The 22425-nt window shown below is 62.6% G+C and carries 23 protein-coding genes; 13 read left to right on the plus strand and 10 right to left on the minus strand.

Annotated features, from left to right (window positions below; all coding sequences use genetic code 11):
- Nucleotides 1-17: 17 nt before the first annotated feature.
- Nucleotides 18-1172, minus strand: a complete 1155-nt coding sequence (locus Q4G20_RS09115; protein WP_303343128.1) for a type III PLP-dependent enzyme — start codon at nucleotides 1170-1172, stop codon at nucleotides 18-20.
- Between the two features lie 142 nt (nucleotides 1173-1314).
- Between Q4G20_RS09115 and Q4G20_RS09120 the strand changes: the two genes are divergently transcribed.
- Nucleotides 1315-1746 (plus strand): Lrp/AsnC family transcriptional regulator, encoded by a 432-nt coding sequence (locus tag Q4G20_RS09120; RefSeq protein WP_303343129.1) that lies wholly within the window; start codon nucleotides 1315-1317, stop codon nucleotides 1744-1746.
- On the opposite strand, the gene Q4G20_RS09125 is transcribed toward Q4G20_RS09120, so the two are convergent.
- Both Q4G20_RS09125 and Q4G20_RS09130 read right to left on the minus strand, forming a co-directional pair.
- Nucleotides 1743-2084: a DUF1992 domain-containing protein gene (locus tag Q4G20_RS09125; protein WP_303343130.1), complete on the minus strand. Its 342-nt coding sequence runs from the start codon at nucleotides 2082-2084 to the stop codon at nucleotides 1743-1745. The two genes, Q4G20_RS09120 and Q4G20_RS09125, sit on opposite strands and share 4 nt — an antisense overlap.
- 80 nt (nucleotides 2085-2164) lie before the next feature.
- Nucleotides 2165-5026: a valine--tRNA ligase gene (locus Q4G20_RS09130; RefSeq protein ID WP_303343131.1), complete on the minus strand. Its 2862-nt coding sequence runs from the start codon at nucleotides 5024-5026 to the stop codon at nucleotides 2165-2167.
- Between the two features lie 65 nt (nucleotides 5027-5091).
- Here Q4G20_RS09130 and Q4G20_RS09135 point away from each other — a divergent pair, with 65 nt between their 5' ends.
- Nucleotides 5092-6066, plus strand: coding sequence for a serine hydrolase (locus tag Q4G20_RS09135; protein WP_303343132.1), 975 nt, complete (start codon nucleotides 5092-5094; stop codon nucleotides 6064-6066).
- 77 nt (nucleotides 6067-6143) lie between these two features.
- On the opposite strand, the gene Q4G20_RS09140 is transcribed toward Q4G20_RS09135, so the two are convergent.
- Nucleotides 6144-7136 carry a hypothetical protein gene (locus tag Q4G20_RS09140; protein WP_303343133.1) on the minus strand — a complete coding sequence of 331 codons (993 nt, stop codon included), beginning with the start codon at nucleotides 7134-7136 and terminating at the stop codon, nucleotides 6144-6146.
- Nucleotides 7137-7258: 122 nt separating this feature from the next.
- Here Q4G20_RS09140 and Q4G20_RS09145 point away from each other — a divergent pair, with 122 nt between their 5' ends.
- A complete protein-coding gene (locus tag Q4G20_RS09145) occupies nucleotides 7259-8236 on the plus strand; it encodes a helix-turn-helix domain-containing protein (protein ID WP_303343134.1) in 978 nt (325 codons plus the stop codon).
- 85 nt (nucleotides 8237-8321) lie between these two features.
- Here the strand turns inward: Q4G20_RS09145 and Q4G20_RS09150 are convergent, their stop codons facing one another.
- Together Q4G20_RS09150 and Q4G20_RS09155 are read right to left on the minus strand one after the other, a co-directional pair.
- A complete protein-coding gene (locus Q4G20_RS09150) occupies nucleotides 8322-9089 on the minus strand; it encodes a VOC family protein (RefSeq protein ID WP_303343135.1) in 768 nt (255 codons plus the stop codon).
- The gene (locus Q4G20_RS09155; protein WP_303343136.1) at nucleotides 9086-9514 is read right to left on the minus strand and encodes a VOC family protein; all 429 of its coding nucleotides are present in this window, start codon (nucleotides 9512-9514) and stop codon (nucleotides 9086-9088) included. Before Q4G20_RS09155 ends, Q4G20_RS09150 begins: the two co-directional genes overlap by 4 nt.
- 347 nt (nucleotides 9515-9861) lie before the next feature.
- Here Q4G20_RS09155 and Q4G20_RS09160 point away from each other — a divergent pair, with 347 nt between their 5' ends.
- The 10 genes from Q4G20_RS09160 (at nucleotide 9862) to Q4G20_RS09205 (ending at nucleotide 19798) form a co-directional block, all read left to right on the plus strand.
- A complete protein-coding gene (locus tag Q4G20_RS09160) occupies nucleotides 9862-10473 on the plus strand; it encodes an autoinducer binding domain-containing protein (RefSeq protein WP_303343137.1) in 612 nt (203 codons plus the stop codon).
- A 54-nt stretch (nucleotides 10474-10527) separates the two neighbouring features.
- Nucleotides 10528-11118, plus strand: a complete 591-nt coding sequence (locus Q4G20_RS09165; RefSeq protein WP_303343138.1) for an acyl-homoserine-lactone synthase — start codon at nucleotides 10528-10530, stop codon at nucleotides 11116-11118.
- A 49-nt stretch (nucleotides 11119-11167) separates the two neighbouring features.
- Entirely contained in the window at nucleotides 11168-12481 is a 1314-nt protein-coding gene (locus Q4G20_RS09170; protein WP_303343139.1) for a replication-associated recombination protein A, read from the plus strand.
- Between the two features lie 134 nt (nucleotides 12482-12615).
- The gene (locus Q4G20_RS09175) at nucleotides 12616-13665 is read left to right on the plus strand and encodes an RluA family pseudouridine synthase (protein ID WP_303343140.1); all 1050 of its coding nucleotides are present in this window, start codon (nucleotides 12616-12618) and stop codon (nucleotides 13663-13665) included.
- On the plus strand, nucleotides 13662-14318 hold the full coding sequence (locus Q4G20_RS09180) for an HAD-IA family hydrolase (protein ID WP_303343141.1): 657 nt from the start codon (nucleotides 13662-13664) through the stop codon (nucleotides 14316-14318). The genes Q4G20_RS09175 and Q4G20_RS09180 overlap by 4 nt, the downstream gene beginning before the upstream one ends.
- Nucleotides 14315-15034 carry an ATP12 family chaperone protein gene (locus Q4G20_RS09185; RefSeq protein ID WP_303343142.1) on the plus strand — a complete coding sequence of 240 codons (720 nt, stop codon included), beginning with the start codon at nucleotides 14315-14317 and terminating at the stop codon, nucleotides 15032-15034. Before Q4G20_RS09180 ends, Q4G20_RS09185 begins: the two co-directional genes overlap by 4 nt.
- A gap of 129 nt (nucleotides 15035-15163) precedes the next feature.
- Nucleotides 15164-16189, plus strand: a complete 1026-nt coding sequence (locus Q4G20_RS09190; protein WP_303343143.1) for an amino acid ABC transporter substrate-binding protein — start codon at nucleotides 15164-15166, stop codon at nucleotides 16187-16189.
- A 104-nt stretch (nucleotides 16190-16293) separates the two neighbouring features.
- Complete coding sequence (locus tag Q4G20_RS09195) at nucleotides 16294-17550, plus strand: amino acid ABC transporter permease (RefSeq protein ID WP_303343144.1); 1257 nt, start codon at nucleotides 16294-16296, stop codon at nucleotides 17548-17550.
- Nucleotide 17551: 1 nt separating this feature from the next.
- Nucleotides 17552-19006, plus strand: coding sequence for an amino acid ABC transporter permease (locus tag Q4G20_RS09200; RefSeq protein WP_303343145.1), 1455 nt, complete (start codon nucleotides 17552-17554; stop codon nucleotides 19004-19006).
- A gap of 3 nt (nucleotides 19007-19009) precedes the next feature.
- Nucleotides 19010-19798 carry an amino acid ABC transporter ATP-binding protein gene (locus tag Q4G20_RS09205; protein ID WP_303343146.1) on the plus strand — a complete coding sequence of 263 codons (789 nt, stop codon included), beginning with the start codon at nucleotides 19010-19012 and terminating at the stop codon, nucleotides 19796-19798.
- A gap of 139 nt (nucleotides 19799-19937) precedes the next feature.
- On the opposite strand, the gene Q4G20_RS09210 is transcribed toward Q4G20_RS09205, so the two are convergent.
- The 4 genes from Q4G20_RS09210 to Q4G20_RS09225 form a co-directional block, all read right to left on the minus strand.
- Complete coding sequence (locus Q4G20_RS09210; RefSeq protein WP_303343147.1) at nucleotides 19938-20456, minus strand: histidine phosphatase family protein; 519 nt, start codon at nucleotides 20454-20456, stop codon at nucleotides 19938-19940.
- Between the two features lie 75 nt (nucleotides 20457-20531).
- A complete protein-coding gene (gene argB, locus Q4G20_RS09215) occupies nucleotides 20532-21431 on the minus strand; it encodes an acetylglutamate kinase (RefSeq protein WP_303343250.1) in 900 nt (299 codons plus the stop codon).
- 63 nt (nucleotides 21432-21494) lie between these two features.
- A complete protein-coding gene (gene yihA / locus Q4G20_RS09220) occupies nucleotides 21495-22145 on the minus strand; it encodes a ribosome biogenesis GTP-binding protein YihA/YsxC (RefSeq protein WP_303343148.1) in 651 nt (216 codons plus the stop codon).
- Nucleotides 22142-22366, minus strand: coding sequence for a hypothetical protein (locus Q4G20_RS09225; protein WP_303343149.1), 225 nt, complete (start codon nucleotides 22364-22366; stop codon nucleotides 22142-22144). The genes yihA and Q4G20_RS09225 overlap by 4 nt, the downstream gene beginning before the upstream one ends.
- Nucleotides 22367-22425: the final 59 nt, after the last annotated feature.

Consider the following 22425-nt stretch of genomic DNA (forward strand, 5'->3'; position numbering starts at 1 on the left):
GCGTCAGACCAGATGCGTCAGACCAGCGACATCGCGGTCGCCCGCTGCATATCGCCGAACCCGTTAAACCGGGTGTTCGTGACCGTCGAATAAGCTCCGGCGCCGTGGAAGATCAGATAATCCCCTTCGGCCACGTCGGCGGGCAGCGACAATTCGCCCGGCAGACGGTCCACCGAATCGCAGGTCGGGCCGAACATCACGCGGTTCTGGCGGTCACCGGTGCGGGGGGTGCCTTGGGGGTCCACGACCTCGATCCGGTCCAGATTGCCGACGATGGGCAATTCGGTCAGCCCGCCATACACGCCGTCATTCATGAAAATCGGGCCGCCGTCGCGCACGGCCTTAACCTTAATGATCAGGGCAAAGGCATCGGCGCACAGCGCGCGGCCCGGTTCGCACACCAAGGCGGGCGCGTCATCGCCGAACATTTCCGCCGTGGTTTCGCCGATTTTGGCAAAGATCGCGTCGAAATCGGGTTCAACCCCCTGCACGCGGAACGACGGGAAGCCGCCACCGACATTCAGCCGTTTCGCCCGCACGCCCGCCATGTCGCAAATGTCGCGCGCCACGCGGATATAGCTGTCCCACGCGATCGGGTCGGTGCATTGCGTGCCGGGGTGGAAGGTCAGCGACGGCACATAGCCGCGCGCGGCCACAGCGGCCAGCAATTCCGCCGCCAGTTCCGGCGTCGCGCCGAATTTCGACCCAAAGTCATAGGCCGCGCCCATCACCGGCAATTTGAACCGGGGCGAGATTTCGACCGGCTGCCCATCGACCGAGACCGGCACCTGTTCAAACAGCTTGTTCAATTCGGATGTGCTGTCGACGGACCAGGCCAGAATCCCGGCATCAACCGCGGCTTTGATTTCGGTGCGCGACCGGACGGGGTTGTGGTAATGGCGCGCGGCACCGGGTGCCATGCGGCCGATCAGGTCAATTTCCCACGGCGACGCGACGTCAAACCCGCGCAGACCGGCGGTGACCAGATTTTGAATCACGGCCTCATCCGGGTTGGATTTCACGGCATAGGTGACCAGCCCCGGAAAGCCATTCAGAAACAACCGCGCCCGTTCCTGCAAAACGGTGGGGGCAAAGACCATGACCGGATCTTCGGGGGCAAGGCGGCGGATGATGTCGGCCGGGTTGTCCCAGACGGTCTTATGTTCTTCCATTGCGGTTCCTTTCGCGCGGGGTCAGCGTTTCAAAACAGAATGGCGCTTTTCGGTTCCGATTTCACCGATGAAAAGGGTAGAATCGCGCGCAACTGTCGTTATTATGCCGAAAATCATGTCAATTTGACGAAATGGGCGCGCAATGGACGATCTGGACCGAAATATCGTGGCGCAATTGTCCGGCGATGCGCGGCTGTCGGTGGCGGTGCTGGCGCGGCGGCTTAAGGTGGCGCGGTCCACCGTGCAGGCGCGGCTGGAACGGTTGGAAAGCACCGGCATCATCGCGGGCTACACCCTGCGGCTGGGCAACACTGCGCAGGCGGGCCGCATCCGCGCCACCGTGTTGCTGGCGACCGAACCGCGCAGCCTGCCCGCGATTTTGCCGCGCCTGCGGGTGCTGCCGCAGGTCGAACGCATCCACACCACCAGCGGGCGGATTGATCTGCTGCTGCAACTGGTCGCAGATTCCACGGCGGAACTGGACGACACGCTGGACCGCATCGGCGGGATTGAAGGCGTCCGGTCGTCCGAAAGCCTGATCCATCTGTCAACCAAACTGGACCGCGCGACCTAACGCGCAAACCTCCGCCGCGCATCGGCGGCGATGTTCTGTTTTAACTCGGTCAGGGCAATGCGGCGGGACAGAGCGGCGCGCTCGGTCGGGTCGTCGATCTGGGCCAGGGTCGCCCGCATCGCGGCCACGTCCTTGGCGTGCTGAATCTCGGGCGGCAGATAACCGCTATCGGCCATCATCCGATGCAGCACGTCATCGGCGCTTTCGCGCAGGCGTTCAGGGTCCAGCGGACGACCTTCGCCCGCCAGCCCGCGCAAGTCGCCCCGCGCCTCGGCGGCATCAATCTGGCGCTGCGCCACGCGTTCAAACCAATGCACCCGCCCCCCAAACTGACGCAACCGCGCCTATCTTCTGTGCGTAAATATCCCCGCCGGAGGCATCCGCACCCACAGCCTCACGCCACGGATGCGGATTGCGCTTACATCGCCGCCAGCTGATCCAAGGCCGCACGCAGGCGGGCCAGATCGTCGTCAAGCGCGGCCAGTTTGGCCTGCGTTTCCTCGATCACCTCGGCATCGGCGTTTTCGACGAATTTCGGGTTCGCCAGACGCCCGCGCAGACCGCCCGCGTCTTTTTCGGCCTTGGCAACGGATTTTTGCAACCGTGCGGTTTCGGCGGCCACGTCGATCACGTCCCCGATGGGCAGGGCGAATGACGCGCCCGCAGCCGACACCGCGATCATGCCGCGCGCCGCAGCGCCATCCACCGGCGCATTGACCCGCGCCAGCCGTTCGATCAGCGGGCTGTTCGCCGTCAGCGCCGCACGGGCGGCGTCATCGGCCTGCGTCACGATCAGGTCCAGCTTGGCCCCCGCCGGAACGCCCATTTGCGCGCGGGCGGACCGCACCGATTCAATCACCGCGATGACCCAGTTCATTTCCCGGTCGGCATCGGCGTTGATCAACTCGGCCCCGTATTCCGGCCAGTCGCCATGAACCAGCATCCCGGCGCGGTCGCCGGTCAGAGACCACAATTCTTCGGTCACAAACGGCATGATCGGATGCAACAGAGTATAACACTGATCCAGCACCCAGCCCATCGTGGCCCGCGTTTCATCGGCATAGTCGCCGTCAAACAAAGGCTTGGCGAATTCCACATACCAATCGCAGACCTTGCCCCAGACAAACGCATACAACCCCGTCGCCGCGTCGTTGAACCGGTATGCGGTCAGCGCGTCGTCGGTGGCCATGCGGATGCGCGCCACTTCGCTGATGATCCAGCGGTTGACGGTGTGCTGCGGGTCGGGCCGCGCCGCGCCGCCGCGCACGCCGTTCATTTCGGCAAAGCGTGTCGCGTTCCAGATTTTCGTGACAAAGTTGCGGTTGCCCTCGACATGCTTCGGCCCCAGTTTGGGGTCGCGGCCCATAGCGGCCATGCTGGTCAGCGTAAACCGCAGCGCGTCGGCGCCGAAATCGTCGATCAGGGTCAGGGGATCAATCACGTTCCCCTTGGATTTCGACATTTTCGCGCCTTTTTCGTCGCGCACCAGCCCGTGAACGTAAACGGTGCGGAACGGCACATCCTTGGCGACCTCAAGCTGCATCATCATCATCCGGGCGACCCAGAAAAAGATGATGTCAAAGCCCGTGACCAACACGTCGGTCGGGAAATAGCGTTTCAGCTCTGCCGTGTCATTCGGCCAGCCCAGCGTTCCCAGCGGCCACAGGCCGGAACTGAACCAGGTATCCAGAACGTCGGGATCGCGGGTCAGGGTTTTGCCGGGGGCTTGGGCCTGCGCCTCGGCCTCGGTCGCGGCGCAGTATTGGTTGCCGTCGTCATCATACCACACCGGGATCTGATGGCCCCACCACAGTTGGCGGGAAATCGTCCACGGTTCGATGTTTTCCAGCCAGTTGAAATACACCTTTTTATGCTGTTCGGGCAGAATCTGGGTGCGGCCGTCGCGCACGGCCTCCAATGCTGGGCCAACGATGCGTTGCGTATCGACGAACCACTGATCGGTCAGCATGGGTTCGATCACCACGCCGGACCGGTCGCCAAAGGGTTGCATGATCGGTTTCGCGTCCACCACGGGGCGGCGTTCCAGATGTTCGGCCCCGGTTTCGCGGTCGATTTCTTTGTGCAGATAGGTGACGGCCAGACCCTCGGCGGTGATGTCGTCGATCACCGCGCGGCGGGCATCGAACCGGTCCAACCCGCGCAGATGTTCGGGAACCAGATTGACGTTCGACACATCGCCCACATCTTCGCCCCGCGCCGCACGGGACGCAATCGCGGCGCTGTCGGCATAGCTGAGACCGTCCGCGCGCATCGCCCCGCGCGTATCCAGCAACGCATAGAGCGGGATGTTATTGCGCATCGCCACGCCGTAATCGTTGAAATCATGCGCGCCGGTGATTTTCACCGCGCCGGAACCGAAATGCGGGTCGGGATAGTCGTCGGTGATGATCGGGATCAGGCGGCGTTGTTCGCGCGGACCGACCGGAATTTCGCACAGCTTGCCCACAATCGGGGCATAGCGCGCATCGTCGGGATGAACCGCAACCGCGCCGTCGCCCAGCATGGTTTCGGGCCGCGTCGTTGCGATGCTGATATAGTCGCGGGTTTCGCGCAGCGTCACATTCCCGTCGGCGTCCCGTTCGATGTATTCATAGGTCTCGCCCCCGGCCAGAGGGTATTTGAAATGCCACATATGGCCCGGCGTTTCGCGGTTTTCGACCTCAAGATCGCTGATCGCGGTTTCGAAATGCGGATCCCAGTTCACCAGCCGTTTGCCGCGATAAATGATGCCCTTGTTATACAGGTCAACAAAGACGCGGATCACGGCGTCGTGGAAATTGCCATCTTCGCCCGCAGGGGCGCCGGGCGCGCCGGACATGGTAAAGGCGTTGCGCGACCAATCGCAGGATGCCCCCAGCCGTTTCAACTGATGGATGATCGTGCCGCCGGATTCCTGTTTCCACGACCACACCTTTTCCAGAAAGGCGTCGCGGCCAATGTCGCGCCGGTTGGGTTCCTGGCGTTCGGCCATCTGGCGTTCCACCACCATCTGGGTGGCGATGCCCGCATGGTCTTGCCCCGGCTGCCACAGCGTATCAAAGCCCCGCATCCGGTGCCAGCGGACCAGAATATCCTGCAAGGTGTTGTTCAGCGCGTGGCCGATATGCAGGCTGCCGGTGACGTTGGGGGGCGGGATCATGACGGTAAAGGTCTCGGCCCGTTTGGCATTCGCCCCGGCGGCAAAGGCGCCCATGCGTTCCCAATCCGCCGCAATGCGCGATTCCGCAGTCGCGGCGTCAAAACTTTTGTCCATCGTCATTTTTGTTCCCCTTGGCGTTGCGTTTGGGATAACGGGTGATCGGGAAAAGGCCAAGGGGGCGGGCGATGCAACGCATAGTGGAACGCGCGATTGACGGGCGATTCGTGACCGGGGCGGCGGTGTCGATGGCAAAGGGCGCGCAGGAATGGCATCTGGGCGCGGGCGATCTGACCTCGGATCGCGCGTTTTTCGCCGCATCGGCGACGAAGCTGTGCGTCACTGCGCTGATGCTGCGCGGGCAGGCTGATGGGCTGTGGCGGCTGGACGATCCGGCGGGCGCGCATCTGCCGGGCGTTGATCTGCGCGGGTTGGACCTGACCGGGGTCAGGCTGCGCGATCTGATGGCGCATACCAGCGGGCTGGCCGATTATTTCGACGCGGTTGTGGGTGATTTGCGCGCGGGGCGGGATCGGGCGTGGGGATTGCCCGAGGTGCTGGACATCGCGCGCAACAAAGGCCCCGTCGCCCGCCCCGGCGATCTGCGTCGCGCGCGGTATTCCGACACGAATTATCAATTGCTGGGGCGCGTGATTGAGGTTGCGCAGGGTGCGCCCTTTGCCGCGATCTGCCGCGATCACCTGTTTGCGCCGCTGGGGCTGGCGCAGACATGGATTTACGACGATGCGGGCGATACGCGGCCCGCGCCGCTGCGGTTTGGGCCGCGCGTCGTGGACATTCCCCGAGCCATGGCCAGCACGCAGGCCGATGGCGGCATGGTCACCACAACGCGCGACGGGCTGGCCTTTCTGCGCGGGTTTTTCGGCGGGGCGTTTTTTGATCCGGGCGATCTGGCGGAGCTGATGGAGTGGCGACCGATGTTTTTTCCGCTGGACTATGGCACCGGGCTGATGCGGTTCGCACTGCCGCGCATCCTGACCGGGTTTCGGCGGCAAGAGCCTCTGATCGGTCATAGCGGGCTGAACGGGACGCTGCTCTTCGCCGCCCCGTCCAGTGGTTTTTTTATCGCGCTGACCACGAACCAAGCGCAGCGCCCCGGAGCGGGGTTCCGTCTGGCGGCCAAGCTGCGGGCGCGGGTTTGATCCCCGACGGGGGCGCCGGAGGCGGGTGCGGGTGCCTCCGGCGGGGATATTTTGGCACAGAAGATATGTGGGCGGTGCTATAGTCCAAGCGCGTCGGCGATGTCTGCGATTAGTGCGTTGTGCGTGGCGGCGCGGTCAGTGCCGGGGGGATCGGTGCAAATCGGGTCGTCGTCATCCTGTTCCAGCAGCATGGCCCCCTGTTCCGTGCAGACCCTCAGAAAGGTGAAATGGAACGCGGGCGCAAATTCGGAATAGGTTGCGCCGGGGATGCGGGCGATCAGGTTGTGGCCATCCGGTCCGACATCGGTAGCCTTCATGCGCGTTTCGGCATCGCCCAGATTGATGAAATGGATCGGTGCTGTGTCGGTCAGGTCGGCAACCGCGCCGCCAAAGCCCGGATCGACCGCGACGGCGTGGCTTATGCGGGGGTCGCGGGTGGTGTCGCCAAAACCGCGGGCGGTGCTGAAATCCACCCCTCCGCGCAGGAACCAGCCGCAATCGGCGGCGTCGGGTCCGGTGGTGCAGTTGGCCTGTTGCGTTGCGCCGTCAAACCGGACGCCCGCCAGATTCAACGCCGTGGCGCCCCCCAGCGAAAAGCCCAGGACCGACACCCGCTCCGGGTCGATAAAGGGGGCAAAGGACGGGTCGGCCAGAGCCGCGTCCAGTGCCGCGGTCAGGTCATTGGCCCGCGCGGCAAGGTCGGTCGAGCGGCGGGGCGAGCTGTCGCCGCTGGTCGATCCGGGGTGATTGACGGCCAGCACAATCGCGCCGCGCTGCGCCAGACCTGATGACAGCCAGCCCAGACCGTCGGCATTGCCGCCCGATCCATGCGACAGCAGCACCAGCGGATGCGCCCCCGGCGCAATCGGCGCGCCGACAAAGGCCGGCGTCGGTTCAAACAGCGCATTGCCGCCAATCGGCATCACATAACTGCGCCCGCCCGCCGGATACCAGACCGAAGCCGCGACCGGCCGCGCCCGATGCGCCGCATCCAGATCAAAGCGGTCATAGCCCGCAATATCCGCCGCGGCGGGGGTAGCCAGAATCAGGGTGATTGCGATGTGTTTCATGGTGTCCTCTGATGTGTTGGATGGGGTCAGGATGGGGGATTGCGGCGGCTGTGGCGTCCCAGATCCCGGATTCAGTTCGCCACTATCGCGATTTCGGACCATAACCGGGCCAGAGGTGATTCATGATTATGCTGCCCATTCCCGCCTTTGCCGGGGTTATCCTGATCTGGTTGGCGATCCGGGCCATGCTGGCAGATCGGCGGCTGCTGGCGCTGTTTTTGGGGGCCTGCGCGCTGCAATCGCTGGTCGTGGCCTTGGTTGCGGGGTGGGGGGTGGACGCGCTGCGTCCTATTGCCCCGGTGACGGCGGCGCTGATTCCGCCGCTGGCCTGGATCACGCTGCGGGTGGGGATGATGGGCGCGGTCTGTGGGCGCGCGATGCTGCCGCATCTGGCGGGGCCGGTTGCGGTGCTGGTCTGTCGGCTGGTGCTGCCTGTGGCCTTGGATGCGGTGATCCCGCTGCTGTTTGCGGGCTATGGCGGTGCGATTTTGTGGCGGCTGCGCGGGGCGGTTGATTTGCCGCAGGCGCGGATCAGCGCGGGGGAGTGGCCCGCGCGCATCTGGCGGGGCTTGGGCTGGGCGCTGATTGCCTCGGGCGTCAGTGATGTGCTGATCGGGCTGGCCTATGGGGTCGGGCGGCCCGATCTGGCGGAGCTGGTCATCAGTCTGGGATCGTCGCTGTCGATTTTGGTCATCGGCGCGCTGTCGGCCCTGCCCGAGGCCAGCGGCGGCGATGCCCCCGAACCCGCACCGGCGCCGGTGGTCGCGGATGCGGATGATGTCGACATTGTTGCGCGTCTGGATGAGGTCTTGACCCGCGACCGGGTGCATCTGGACCCGAACCTGACGCTGGCCCGTCTGGCGCGGCGGCTGCGCCTGCCGGATAAGCGGTTATCGGCGGCGGTGAACCGGGTCAGTGGCGGGAATGTGTCACGATACATCAACGGCTGGCGGGTGCGTCATGCCTGCGATTTGTTGGATCAGGGGCGCAGCGTGACCGACGCCATGCTGGACAGCGGGTTTAACACCAAGTCCAATTTCAACCGCGAATTTCTGCGCGTGGCGGGGATGCCGCCGGGGCAGTGGCGGGCGCGGGTTTGATCCGAAGGGGATGCGCCGGGGGCGGGTGCCTCCGGCGGGGATATTTTGGCACAGAAGATAGATGGGGCTGTGCTGAGGTTCGGCGTTATTTGGTGGTGCCGACGATGGCGAACCATGCGCCCTGTGGGTCTGTGGCCACGGTGATATAGGCGGGGCCGGGGACTTCGGCCGGGCCGTGGTGGATGGCACCGCCTGCGGCTGTGATGCGTTCGGCCACGGTGCTGACCGGATCGCTGACCCCGAAATAGGGCAGCCAGACCGGCATCGGCGCATCGCCCAGTCCCATGATCGCGCCGATATCGGCACCGGCGTGGTGGAACAGTTGATAGGTTCCCATGCTGCCCATCGGCATGGCTTGGCCCGGCGTCCAGCCCATCAGTGCGCCGTAGAATGACAGGGCCGCGGCGGGGTCGGTGGTCATTAACTCGTTCCAGTTGCCATGACCCGCGCGGGACTGGTCAAAGGCCGCGTTTCCGGTGCCGTCCTCCATCGGTTCGGGCTGCATCAGGCCAAAGGCCGCGCCCTGCGGGTCGGTCGCCACGGCAAAGCGGCCCGTTCCCGGCATGTCCATGGCGGGCATCAGGATCTGGCCGCCTGCGTCGGTGATGGCCTGCACGGCCGCGTCGCAGTCATCGACTGCGAAATAGATCAGCCAGTTCGGCGGGATATCTGTGTCCTGTTGCGGCGCGATCCCTGCGACCATGCCCGCAGGCGTGCGCGCCAGATGATAGGTCATGTCGGCGGAGCTGGAATCGGTGACGTCCCAGCCCAGAATATCGCTGTAAAAGGCCCCTGCGCCGGGCAGGTCGGTGGTTGTCAGTTCATACCAGAACGGTGTGCCGTGGTGGGTCATTTGGTATCCTCCATCCCGAAGCTGACCATCCAGCTGGTGCCGAAACGGTCTTTGCACATGCCAAAGCCTTTGGCGAAAAAGGTCGGCAGAAAGGGCATGATGACCGTGCCGCCTTGCGCCAATCCGTCAAACAGGGCGCGGGCGGCGTCGTCTGTGTCGCGCGACACAGCGATTGACACGCCCGCCTGCGGCACGCCGCCAAATTGCGGCGGCATATCCGCGCCCATCAGAACCGCGCCATCCGGCAGCGTCAGTTGCGCATGCATCGCCCAGTTTTTCTGATCATCGGGCAATGCGGGCATTTGCGGATTGGGCGGCGCATCGGAAAAGCGCATGACCTGCGCCGTGCCGCCGAACAATTCGGCGTAGCGCGCAAAGGCATCGGCACATTCGCCCTGAAACGACAGATAGGGGGTAAAACTCATGACCAATCCTTATGGCTGCGGTCGAATCATCCCTATGGTGCGGCAGGTTGGGCCGGTCTGGCAAGCGTGCTGACCGGGGGGTTTGGGCGTGGCGCGGAGGCCGGGCGTGCCGTGGCGTGACGTCTTGGTCAACGCAATAATGTATGCGCAATATTTTGTGTCGTCGGGTGCATCGTGCGGAAGAATATTTCATTTCAGGCTGTCGGCAATCGTGCAGGGTTGCCTTTTGTGCGTTCCTCACGTTAATCGGTATGGCAAGGCCCCGCCGCGCATGGATGGGCACAAATGCAGGCTCTATTTTTTGTGTGCATCGTGTCGTTAATAATAATGAGACCAGAGTGAGAGTTATGGCGCCTCGCCCAGAAATTAACGCCGGCCTCAAGGAGTTGGAGGGTTATGCCCCCAGCGGTTATTTCTTGGGACTTCACATTCGTTTTGCCGCGCCGCTGTTGCAGGTTCAGACCTATTCCGAAGACTGGTCGCAATTTTATTCCAACAATGGCTATGCCCTGCGTGACCCGACAATCGCGTGGGGATTTTCCACGCTTGGCGCCTGCCGATGGTCCGCGCTGCCGGTGCCGGACCCCTTTGATATTCTGCAAGAGGCCGCGGCCCATGGCATGACCTTTGGCGTCACCGTGTCCTGCGGCCCGATCAGTTCGCGTACGATTGCCAGCTTTACCCGCAGCGACCGGGAATATCTGGATAACGAAATCGAACATCTGGTGCGAATCGTTCATCACATGCACGAATTGGTGGAACCGCCCGCCAGCCTGACCAAAGCCCAGGTCGAGGCGTTGCGCTGCGTGGCCGAAGGGCATCGCCACGCCGCCGCCGCCGCCCGTCTGGGCATTACAGAAAGCGCGTTCAAGGCGCGGCTTATTTCGGTGCGCGACCGGTTGAATGCGCGAACAACCGCCGAGGCCTTGCAGCGCGCAAAAGAATATCGGTTGCTTTAGTATTTTGTTAACGATCCCTTCCTATAAGGGTTCTGCTGACGCAGGAGATCATGGATGCAGATCACGACCCTTTCATTTACCAACCTGCATGAACACGGAGAGCTGTTCGCGAACCTGTTCCGTGCGCGCCGTCAAAGTTTTATCGTCCAGAAAAACTGGAACCTTCCCGAATCCGAAGGGATGGAATTTGATCAATATGATACGCCGCAAAGCCGATGGATTGCCATTCACGATATGGGGCAGGTGCTGGCCGGTATTCGCCTGACGCCCACAACCGCGCGCTGCGGGATTTATTCCTATATGATCCGCGACGCTCAGGAAGGGATATTGGGCGGCAGTATCCCGCAGGATTTGCTGTTTGATCCCGCGCCGGTTGACCCGCAGATATGGGAATGTTCGCGCGTTTTTGTCAGCCACGCCATCCCGCAGGCCTATCGCCGCAAGGTTCATTTCAAGATGGTCGAGGCGATGACATCATCCGCGCGCGATATGGGGGCCACGGGGCTGATTGCCCTGACCGGGGCGAACTGGCCGCGTTGGTATGGCCGCTGCGGGCTGGAAGCCAAGGCCATGGGGCCGGAAATGTGGATCGACGACGGCTATTTCCAGTGCGTGATGATTAACCTTGCGGGCAAGATGCACTAGGGTTCACCGCAAGGCTGTGCGATAATCGCGCGGCTGATTGTGGGAATCTATGGCTGATCTGTTTGACTCTGACCCGGCGCGCGGTGCTGAACTCGCGCGCAACCGCCCGCTGGCGGATCGCATCCGTCCGGCGCGTTTGGCGGATGTGATTGGGCAAGACCGGGTGTTGGGGTCGGATGGGCCGCTGGGTGCGATGCTGGCCGCGGGCAGTTTGTCATCGCTGATCCTGTGGGGGCCGCCGGGGGTGGGAAAAACCACCATCGCGCGGCTGCTGGCGGATGAAACCGATCTGGCCTTTGTGCAGATCAGCGCGATTTTCACCGGGGTTCCGGATCTGCGTAAGGTCTTTGACGCCGCTAAATTGCGCCGGCAGCAGGGGCGCGGCACGCTGTTGTTTGTGGATGAAATCCACCGTTTCAATAAGGCGCAACAGGACAGTTTCCTGCCGCATATGGAGGATGGGACAATCCTGTTGGTCGGCGCCACCACGGAAAACCCGTCCTTTGAATTAAATGCCGCCGTGTTGTCGCGCGCGCAGGTCATTGTTCTGGAACGGTTAAGCCTGTCCGATCTGGAACTGTTGGCACAACGGGCGGAACGGGAATTGGGGCGCGCGCTGTTATTGACGCCGGAGGCGCGCGCGGCGTTGTTCGATATGGCGGATGGCGACGGGCGCGCGGCGCTGAACCTGATCGAACAGGTCGCGGCATGGCGGCTGACGGCACCCCTTGATGCCGCCGCGCTGTCGCAGCGCCTGATGCGGCGCGCGGCGAAATATGACAAATCCGGGGATGAACATTACAATCTTATCAGCGCGTTGCACAAATCGGTCCGGGGCAGTGATCCCGACGCCGCGCTGTATTGGTTCGCCCGCATGTTAGAGGGGGGCGAGGATCCGCGTTATCTCGCCCGCCGCCTGAACCGTATGGCGGTTGAGGATATTGGCTTGGCCGACCCGTCCGCCGCGCGGTTCTGTCTGGATGCCTGGGCGATGTATGAACGGCTGGGCAGCCCGGAAGGTGAATTGGCCTTGGCTCAGGCGGTGATTTATCTGGCCTTGGCCCCGAAATCCAATGCGGGTTACGTTGCGTATAAGGCCGCGCGGGATCAGGCGCGGCGCACGGGCAGTTTGATGCCGCCCGCGCATATCCTGAACGCGCCCACAAAAATGATGAAAGATCAAGGCTATGGCGCGGGTTACGCCTATGATCACGATGCCGAAGATGGGTTCAGCGGCCAGAATTATTTCCCCGACGGGATGAAGCGCCCGGTTCTGTATGTCCCGGTTGAACGCGGTTTTGAACGCGACCTGAAAAAGCGGCTGGACTGGTTTGTTCAGCAGCGGCTGCGGCGCGGCGGTTGACTTTGACCCTGTGGCGCGGGACATCTGCGGGATGATGAATCCCGTGTTTCAGGTCGCAATCGGCGGGCCGGTGCGCGCTTGGGGGCAACCCGCGCGCTGCGGGCGGGGTTAACCATCGGAAAAGGATTATGGGGATGAGCGGCGTTCAAACCATCCGGGTTGGCCGGGACGAAGGCGATCAGCGGCTGGACCGTTGGCTGAAAAAGCGGTTTCCGCAGCTGACGCAAGGCGCGGTCGAAAAGATGTGCCGCACCGGGCAGTTGCGCGTGGATGGCGGGCGGGTCAAGGCCGGCGACCGGATCGAAGCGGGGTCCGAGGTGCGCGTGCCGCCTTTGCCTGACGCCGCGCCCGCGCGCCCGAAATCGGACGGGCCGCGCCTGCCTGACAGCGATGTGGCGATGATTCAGCGCGCGGTTTTGTGGAAAGACGAACATATCATCGCGCTGAACAAACCCCCCGGCCTGCCCAGTCAGGGCGGCAGCGGGCAGGGCAACCGGCATGTGGACGGGCTGACCGGCGCGCTGATGTTCGGTTTCAAGGACCGGCCGAAACTGGTGCATCGTCTGGATAAGGACACGTCCGGCGTGTTGTTGCTGGCGCGCACCGATCGCATCGCCCGCGCCCTGTCCGAAGCGTTTCGGTCGCGCACCACGCGCAAGATTTACTGGGCCGCTGTCGCCGGGGCGCCTCAGCCGCGCATGGGGACGATCCGGTATGGATTGGTGAAGGCCCCCGGTCATGGTCGCGGCGGTGAAGGCGAAAAGATGATCGCCGTCCTGCCCCGCGACATTGACACGACCGAGGGCGCGAAACGCGCCACGACCGATTATGCCGTGCTGGATGCGCTGGGGACGCGGGCCAGTTGGTGCGCCTTGGTTCCCATCACCGGGCGGACGCATCAGCTGCGCGCGCATATGGCCGAACTGGGCCATCCCATTGTTGGGGATGGGAAATATGGCGGCTCGGGTCAGGAAAATCTGGGCGACGGCTGGGGTGCGCAATTGGGCGGCGAAATCAGCCGCAAACTGCATTTGCACGCGCGCAGCATCAGCTTTGACCACCCGATCACGAAAAAACGCATCACGCTGACCGCGCCGTTGCCCGACCATATGGTGCGGACGTGGAAAACGCTGGGCTGGCACGAAAACGACGTTCCCGATGATCCCTTTGCCGAGGTCGAATGAAGCTGGTTATTTTTGATGTCGATGGCACGCTGGCGGACAGTCAGGGCCTGATCGACCACGCCATGCGGTTTGCGTTTCGGGCGGCGGGGCTGGACCCTCTGCCGCGCGAACGGGTGTTAAGCATCGTTGGTTTGTCGCTGCCCGAGGCGGCGGCCACGCTGTTGCCTGATGCGGATGAGGCCACGCGCGCGCAGGTCGTGCAGGGCTATCGCGAGGCTTACGCGCAGGCGCGGATGGCGCAGGCGGCGCCTCTCTATCCCGGTGCGGTTGATTGTCTGGACCGGCTGGCCGTGCGCGACGATCTGTTGCTGGCGGTTGCGACGGGAAAATCGCGGCGTGGTCTGGATGCGTTGCTGGCCGCGCATGATTTGCAAGGGCGGTTCATCAGTTTGCAAACGGCGGATGGCCACCCGTCCAAACCGCATCCGTCGATGCTGTTTGCGGCGATGTCGGATGCGGGCGTCGATCCGGCGGATGCGGTGATGGTGGGCGATACCAGCTTTGACATGGATATGGCGCGCGCCGCCGGAATGGCGGGGTTTGGCGTCGCGTGGGGTTATCACCCCGTTCAGGCGCTGCGTGATGCGGGCGCGGCGATGATCGCCACGGATTTTCCCGAACTGACCCAAGCGATTGAAAGGTGGGCGGAATGACCGAATGGAAAGCGCGCCGTTTTTGGGAACAGGCCGAACCCCGCGCGGTTGATGGCGGGTTTGAAGTCGCATTGGACGGGCGCAGCCTGCGCACGCCGGGGAAACATGCGCTGATTTTGCCGACGCGGGCCTTGGCGCAGGCGGTTGCGGATGAATGGAACGCGCAGGGCGAATTAATCCAGCCGCAGACGATGCCGCTGACCCGCGCGGTGAATTCGGCGGTTGAAAAGGTCGCACCACAATTTGATGGCGTGGTGGATATGCTGGCCGAATATGGCGCGACGGACCTGTTATGTTACCGCGCCACCGACCCCGAGGATTTGATTCGCGCCCAAGCCGCTGCGTGGGATCCTCTGATGGATTGGGCGGCCACGGAATTGCGCGCGCCGCTGCGGATGACGCATGGTGTGATCCCGGTGGATCAGGACGCGGGCAGTCTGGCGCGGCTGCGGGCGGAAATTGCGGGGCTGGATATATGGGGCGTCACCGCGCTGCATGATCTGGTGACGCTGCCGGGGTCGCTGATCATCGGGCTGGCGGTGATCCGTGGGCGCATCACGCCGGATCAGGCGCATGATCTGTCCCGCGTGGACGAAAATTTTCAGATCAGCCGCTGGGGCGCGGATGACGACGCGACCGAGGCCGCCGAAACCCGCCGTCAGGCGATTCTGACCGCGGGGCGGCTGTGGCACCTGCTGCGCAATGATCTTGCTTAGGTTCTTGACGCAGGCGCATGATCCGAACAGTATTGCCCTATCGGTTGGCGGAAAGCTGCCGAACATCAAAGGCGGCGCAGTCCGCTGACCAAATCTTGCGCATCGCGCAGGGCCAACACAGAGGTTGATATGACGAAAAAGCTTTTCCTGGGGACGGTCGCAGCCGCGGCAATGCTGGCGGGCGGCGCCGTCGCGCAAGAGGGGTCAACCCTGCAACAGGTGCAGCAGCGCGGCGAAATGAATTGCGGCGTGAATGTGGGTCTGGTCGGATTCGCCGCACCGGATGCGAACGGCAACTGGGCCGGTTTCGACGTCGCGCTGTGCCGCGCCGTGGCTGCCGCCGTGCTGGGTGACCCGGCCAAAGTGCGCTTTGTGCCGACCACCGGCCAGACGCGCTTCACCGTCCTGTCGTCGGGCGAAGTGGACATGATTTCGCGCAATTCGACCTGGACCTTTTCGCGGGACACCGACCTGCGTCTGGATTTCGCGGGCGTGAATTACTATGACGGTCAGGGCTTTATGGTGAACCGCGATCTGGGCGTCACCTCGGCCAAGGAACTGGACGGGGCGACCGTCTGTATCCAGACCGGCACCACGACGGAACTGAATCTGGCTGATTTCTTTCGCGCCAACAACATGAACTATACCCCCGTCAACATCGACAGCAACGCTGAAGGGGAACAGCGATATATGGCGGGCGCCTGTGACGCCTACACCACCGACGCATCGGGTCTGGCCGCCACCCGCGCGGCATTTGCCGACCCCGAAGCGCATATCATCCTGCCGGAAATCATCTCGAAAGAGCCGCTTGGCCCGGCTGTGCGCCACGGCGACAGCAACTGGGGTGATATTGTCCGCTGGACGCTGTATGCGCTGATCGCGGCCGAAGAATATGGCGTGACCTCGCGCAATATCGACGAATTGGTGCGGTCGTCCAACAACCCCGAAGTGCAGCGTTTGCTGGGTGTGACCGACAATCTGGGCGGTATGATCGGGCTGGACGCGGAATGGGCGAAACGCGCCATTCAGGCCGGCGGCAACTATGGCGAAATCTTTGCCGCGAATATCGGGGAACAGACTCCGATTGGTCTGGCGCGCGGTCTGAACGCGCAATGGACCCAAGGCGGCCTGCTGTATGCGATGCCGTTCCGGTAAGAACGAATGGCCGGGGTTCACGCCCCGGCCTTGCCCATCCGGGCCTATAAAAGCCTGACCAGCAAACCGCGCCAAGCGGGCGGCAGGCAACAGGGGATACATAGATGACAGACCAACCGGCGCCCGCGCGGCAGTCGTTTCGGCCCTCTATGCTGATTTATGATCGGCGCTATCGGTCGATGACCTTTCAGGTTATTGTTTTCATTGCCGTTATGGCGGTTGCGTGGTGGTTGGTGGACAACACGATCCGCAACCTTGCCCTGATGGGTAAGACGTTCAATTTCAACTTTCTGTTTCAGCGCGCGGGCTATGACATCCCGCAAATGCCGATTCCCTATACCGCCGATGACACGCATTTGCGTGCCATGGTCGTGGGGTTGCTGAACACGCTGATCGTGTCGGTGCTGGGCTGCATCACGGCCACTGTGATCGGGGTGATCGTTGGCGTGGCGCGGCTGTCGAACAACTGGCTGTTTGCGCGGCTGATGACGGTGTTTGTGGAAATTTTCCGTAACATGCCGTTATTGCTGTGGATTTTGATTATCTATGCGCTGTTTACGGTGGTGCTGCCGGCGCCTGCGGCCTATCGCGGAGAGAACGCGGAATGGTCCATGCTGCTGTTTGACAGCGTGGCGTTAACCAACCGTTATACGGCGATCCCGACGATTGCGATGTCCAACGATCCCGGAGTGCTGGATCTGGGCGCGCGCATCACGGTGAGCTGGGCCACGATTGCGATCATCGCGGCGCTGATCGGGGGCTGGCTGGTGCATCGCGCGATTTTGCGTCACGCGCAGGCGATGCAGGACCGCACCGGCCATCGTCCGACGACGTGGTGGAAAAGCCTTGCCGTGATGGTGCTGCCGTCGCTGGCGCTGATCTGGTTTTTCGGCGTGCATCTGATCCGGCCCGAATTAACCGGCTTTAACTTTACCGGCGGCATGAATGTGTCGAACGCGCTGATCGTGCTGTGGCTGGCGCTGTCGCTGTATACGGCGGCGTTTATCGCCGAAATCGTGCGCGCGGGGATTTTGGCCGTCAGCCGTGGCCAGTCCGAGGCCGCCTTTGCCCTTGGCCTGCGTCCGAATCGCACGATGCGGCTGGTCATTCTGCCGCAGGCGCTGCGCGTGATTATCCCGCCGCTGATTTCGCAATATCTGAACCTGACCAAGAACAGTTCGCTTGCGATTGCCGTGGGTTACATGGAATTGCGCGGCACGCTGGGCGGCACAACCCTGAACCAAACCGGGCGCGAGCTGGAATCCATGCTGCTGATGATGGGAACCTATCTGGCCATCAGCCTGCTGATTTCGGGCGCGATGAACGTGTTCAACGCCCGCGTCAAATTGAAGGAGCGGTGAGATGAGCGAAACCGGCGCCCAAACAACCGCCTATGTCCGCGACACGATGTTGCCGCCCGCTCCGCCGCCGTCGCGGCAGGGTGGGGCGGTGCTGTGGCTGCGGGAAAACCTGTTCGCCGGGCCGGTGAACACGATTCTCACCATCCTTGGCGTGGTCATCATCTGGGCCATCACCGCGAATCTGTGGGATTGGTTCGCCCATTCCGTCTGGAACGCGGGCAGTCTGGCCGAATGTCGCCAGATCATCACCGAAACATGGGGCGCAGATGCACGCGGAGCCTGTTTCGCGGTGATCCGCGACCGGTGGACTCAGTTCCTGTTCGGATTTTACCCCAGCCATCTGTATTGGCGTCCGACCATGGCCGTGGGGTTGCTGATGGTCGCGCTTGCGCCGCTGTTGTTCGGGCCGTCTCCGGGGATCCGGCGGGTGGTGCTGATCGTGACGGCGGTTGTCACGCTGTGGGCCATGGTGGCGCTGTCGGCCCCGCTCGCGTGGCTGGCCTTTGCGGCCATCGTGCTGATCGGCGGGCTGGTTTTGTCGGAAAAACATGTCGGCTGGCTGCTGCCGTTTTCTGCGCTCTATCCGCTGTTGGGCGTGTGGTTCCTGTGGGGCGGGTCGCTGTGGGGGCCGATTTTTGTGCTGGTCGGGCCGGTGCTGGGCTGGGTCGCGTGGCGCGTTCTGTCGAACATCGCGGCCCCGGTCGCGGTCGCGGCGGCGCTGCTGATCCCGGTGCTGTTCTGGGTTCTGTATGCCGGGCCGGCCGCGCGGGACGCCGAAAACCTGCTGTCGCTGGCGATTCCGGCGGTGCGGTCGGACCAATTCGGCGGCTTTGTTCTGTCGATCACGATTGGCGTTGCGGGCATCGCGCTGTCGCTGCCGATGGGCATTGTGCTGGCCTTGGCGCGGCGCAGCGATATGATTCTGGTCAAAGCCCTGGCCGTGATGTTCATTGAATTCATCCGCGGAGTGCCGCTGATTACCCTGTTGTTTGTGGCGTCGCTGCTGCTGAATTATTTCCTGCCGCCGGGGACGAATTTCGACATCATCCTGCGCGTGATCATCATGGTGACGCTGTTCGCCGCCGCCTATATGGCCGAGGTGATTCGCGGCGGTCTGGCCGCCCTGCCCAAGGGCCAGTATGAGGCCGCCGACGCCTTGGGGCTGGATTACTGGAAGGCGCAGCGTCTGATCATTCTGCCGCAGGCGTTGAAAATCAGTATTCCGGGCATCGTCTCGACCTTTATCGGGATGTTCAAGGACACGACCCTTGTGACCTTTGTGGCGCTGTATGACCCGCTGAAATCCACATCCGACGCCGTGCGCGCCACGACCGACTGGAAGGGCATTTACTGGGAGCCGTATATCTTTGTCGGCGCCATTTTCTTTATCATCTGCTTTGGCATGTCCCGATATTCAATGTATCTGGAGCGTCGCCTGCATCGTGACCATAGGTAAATCATGAGCGAAATCATCACCCGCCCCATCGACCGCAGCCATATGCAGGTCAGCGATCAGGTCGCGATCGACATTCGCGATATGAACAAATGGTATGGCACCTTCCACGTTCTGCGGGACATCAACCTGACCGTGAACACCGGCGAACGTATTGTTATTGCTGGACCTTCGGGGTCGGGCAAATCCACGCTGATCCGCTGCATCAACCGGCTTGAGGAACATCAGGCTGGCCAGATCATCGTCGATGGCATCGAATTAACCAACGACATCAAAAACATCGACAAAGTGCGGTCCGAAGTCGGGATGGTGTTCCAGCACTTCAACCTGTTCCCGCATCTGACGGTTCTGGAAAACTGCACCCTTGCCCCCATCTGGGTGCGCAAAGTGCCAAAAAAACAGGCCGAAGAAACCGCAATGCGGTTTCTGGAAAAGGTTAAAATCCCGGAACAGGCGGGGAAATATCCCGGCCAATTGTCCGGCGGTCAGCAACAGCGCGTGGCCATTGCCCGGTCGCTGTGTATGCAGCCGCGCATCATGCTGTTCGACGAACCGACCAGTGCGCTGGACCCCGAAATGATCAAAGAGGTGTTGGACACCATGATCGAGCTGGCCGAAGAAGGCATGACCATGCTGTGCGTGACGCATGAAATGGGCTTTGCGCAGGCCGTGGCGAACCGGGTGATCTTTATGGATCAGGGGCAGATCGTCGAACAGAACAACCCGACCGAGTTCTTTAACAACCCGCAATCGGAACGAACGAAATTGTTCCTAAGCCAGATTTTGGGACACTGATTGATGGGATGGGCCTGACTGATAGGCTGGGGGGCCAGCCCCCCTCAGCCTGCCCACAGGGCAGGCGTTCGACGGGGAAAAGGTTCACTGGACCTTTTCCTGATCCGTCTCACCCCAGGATATTTTCACACAGAAGATATTAGCGGCGCCCGTCCAGACGGACGAAATCCATCACGCTGCCTTGGCCGGGTCTGATATCGGCCCAGTCCTCGATCTGGAAATCCACGACCAGCGTGGCCGCCGTGGGATAGCGGCGGAAATCCGGATCCATCGGTGGGCGCGCGGGCAGCATCGCCGCAAACTCCGCGATGCCCGGATTGTGCCCCAGCATCATCACGGTGGGTTCCGTCGCGGTTTTCAGGATGGCCAGCATTTTATCGGGGCCGGCGTGATACAGGCCGGGTTCGATGCGCAGAATGGGGCGCACCTCTAGGGGGGCAACGGCGACGCGCGCCCAGGTTTCCTGCGTGCGGGCGGCGGATGAACACAGCACCTCTTCGGGTTCGTAACCGCGGCTTGCCATCCAATCGCCCAATTCGCGCGCCGATCGACGCCCGCGATCGTTCAGCGGGCGGTCGTGATCGTCCAGCGTTGGGTCATCCCATGCGGATTTTGCGTGGCGGGTCAGGATCAGACGACGATGCCCGGCTGGAGTCATAATGATTGCCCTTTCCTGTTTTGTCCCGTTTTCGTCAGCCTGCCACATTGTCCCGCTGCGGGGCAAGTGCCGCAATCAGAGCGTGTGCGTCCCCTGCCGCAGCCCACGCGGTTTAACCCTTGGTTCGGTAGAGCGGATCAGCGATCCTGCGCCGTGTTCGGTGAACAGCTCCAACAGACAGGCATTCGGCACGCGCCCGTCCAGAATAACAACGGCACGCACGCCTTCGTCAATCGCGGCCAGTGCAGTTTCGGTTTTCGGGATCATGCCGCCGCCGATCTGCCCGTCGGCAATCATCGCGCGGACCTGATCGGGGTGCAGCTGCGTGACGACCTGACCCGAGGCATCCTTAACCCCTGCAACATCGGTCAGCAGCAACAGGCGATCCGCCCGCAGCGCGCCGGCAATCGCGCCCGCCGCCGTGTCGCCATTCACGTTAAAGGTTTCGTTATCGGCCATTCCCGTGGCGACCGGCGCAATCACGGGGATCATCCCAGCGTTATACAGGTCGCGGATGATCTGGACGTTCATCTCAATCGGGCGGCCGACGAAACCCAGTTCGGGGTCGTCGGCCTCGCACACCATCAGGTCGTCGTCTTTGCCGGAGATGCCGACGGCGCGGCCGCCTTCGTCGTTAATGGCCTGCACGATGCGTTTGTTCACCAGACCGGACAGGACCATTTCAACCACCTGCACGGTTTCTTTGGTCGTCACGCGCTTGCCGCGCACGAACCGGCTTTCGATGCCCAATTTGCCCAGCAAATCGTTGATCATCGGCCCGCCACCATGCACGACGACCGGGTTCATCCCCACCTGTTTCATCAACACAATATCGCGCGCAAACTCCGCCATGGCGGCATCATCGCCCATGGCGTTGCCGCCGAATTTCACGACGACAACCGCCCCGGAATAGCGTTGCAGATAGGGCAGCGCCTCTGACAGCGTGCGTGCGGTGGCGATCCAATCCCGATTCATGTTCTGCGGTCTCATCCTTGCGGCCCCTAGGTTATGGATCGCAGCCTAGGACGGTCGCGCCGATCAGTCCAGACCGGCAATGATTGCGCGCAAGGTCGCGATGCCCTGACCCTTTTCGGATGAGGTCACGACCAGTTCCGGAAAGGCCGCAGGGTGTTTTTGCAGTTCGGTTTCGACCTGTTCCAGCACGGGTTTGATCGCGTTCGGCCCCAGTTTGTCGGCCTTGGTCAGCACGACCTGAAACGGGACAGCGGATTTATCCAGCAGGGTCATGATTTCGTGATCGACCGGCTTCACGCCATGGCGCGAATCAATCAGGCAAAAGGCCCGGCGCAGCGTCGGCCGCCCCGCCAGATAGCTTTTCAACAGCGCCTGCCATTTCGCGACGACCGCAATCGGTGCCTTGGCGAAGCCATAGCCGGGCAGGTCAACCAGATAGGACCGATCGCCCAATGCGAAATAGTTAATTTCCTGTGTCCGGCCCGGCGTGTTCGATGCGCGCGCGATCCCTTTGCGTCCGGTCAGCGCGTTGATCAGGCTGGATTTACCCACATTGCTGCGCCCGGCAAAGCACACCTCAGGGCGGTCGGCGGGCGGCAATCCGTCCATGGCGACCACACCTTTGACGAAATCAACCGGCCCCGCGAATAACAGCCGCGCGTTTTCCGCCGTGGCGGCATCGGGTTCGGGGGCAGGGGGGAACGAAACTTTCACAGGGTCACCTTATCGCCGGTCGTGATGGTGCCGCCGGTCACAACCTCGGCAAAGACGCCGAAATCGGTGTGGCCAAACAGGCGGCGCAGGGTTTGGGGCATATCAATATCGGTCTGCCCGGTGGGGTTGTCAGCAGTGCAGGCGACTTTAGCGATCCAATCGCGGTCGGCCAAGGGGTTTGCGCCGTTGGTCAATCGCAGCCGTGCGACCAAGCTGGTCATAGTTTCGCCGCCAACCGATATGATCGGATGGCGGCGAATGTGATGCGGTATGATCGTCA

The sequence above is a fragment of the Paracoccus sp. (in: a-proteobacteria) genome (genome assembly GCF_030538495.1).
Taxonomy (GTDB): domain Bacteria; phylum Pseudomonadota; class Alphaproteobacteria; order Rhodobacterales; family Rhodobacteraceae; genus Paracoccus.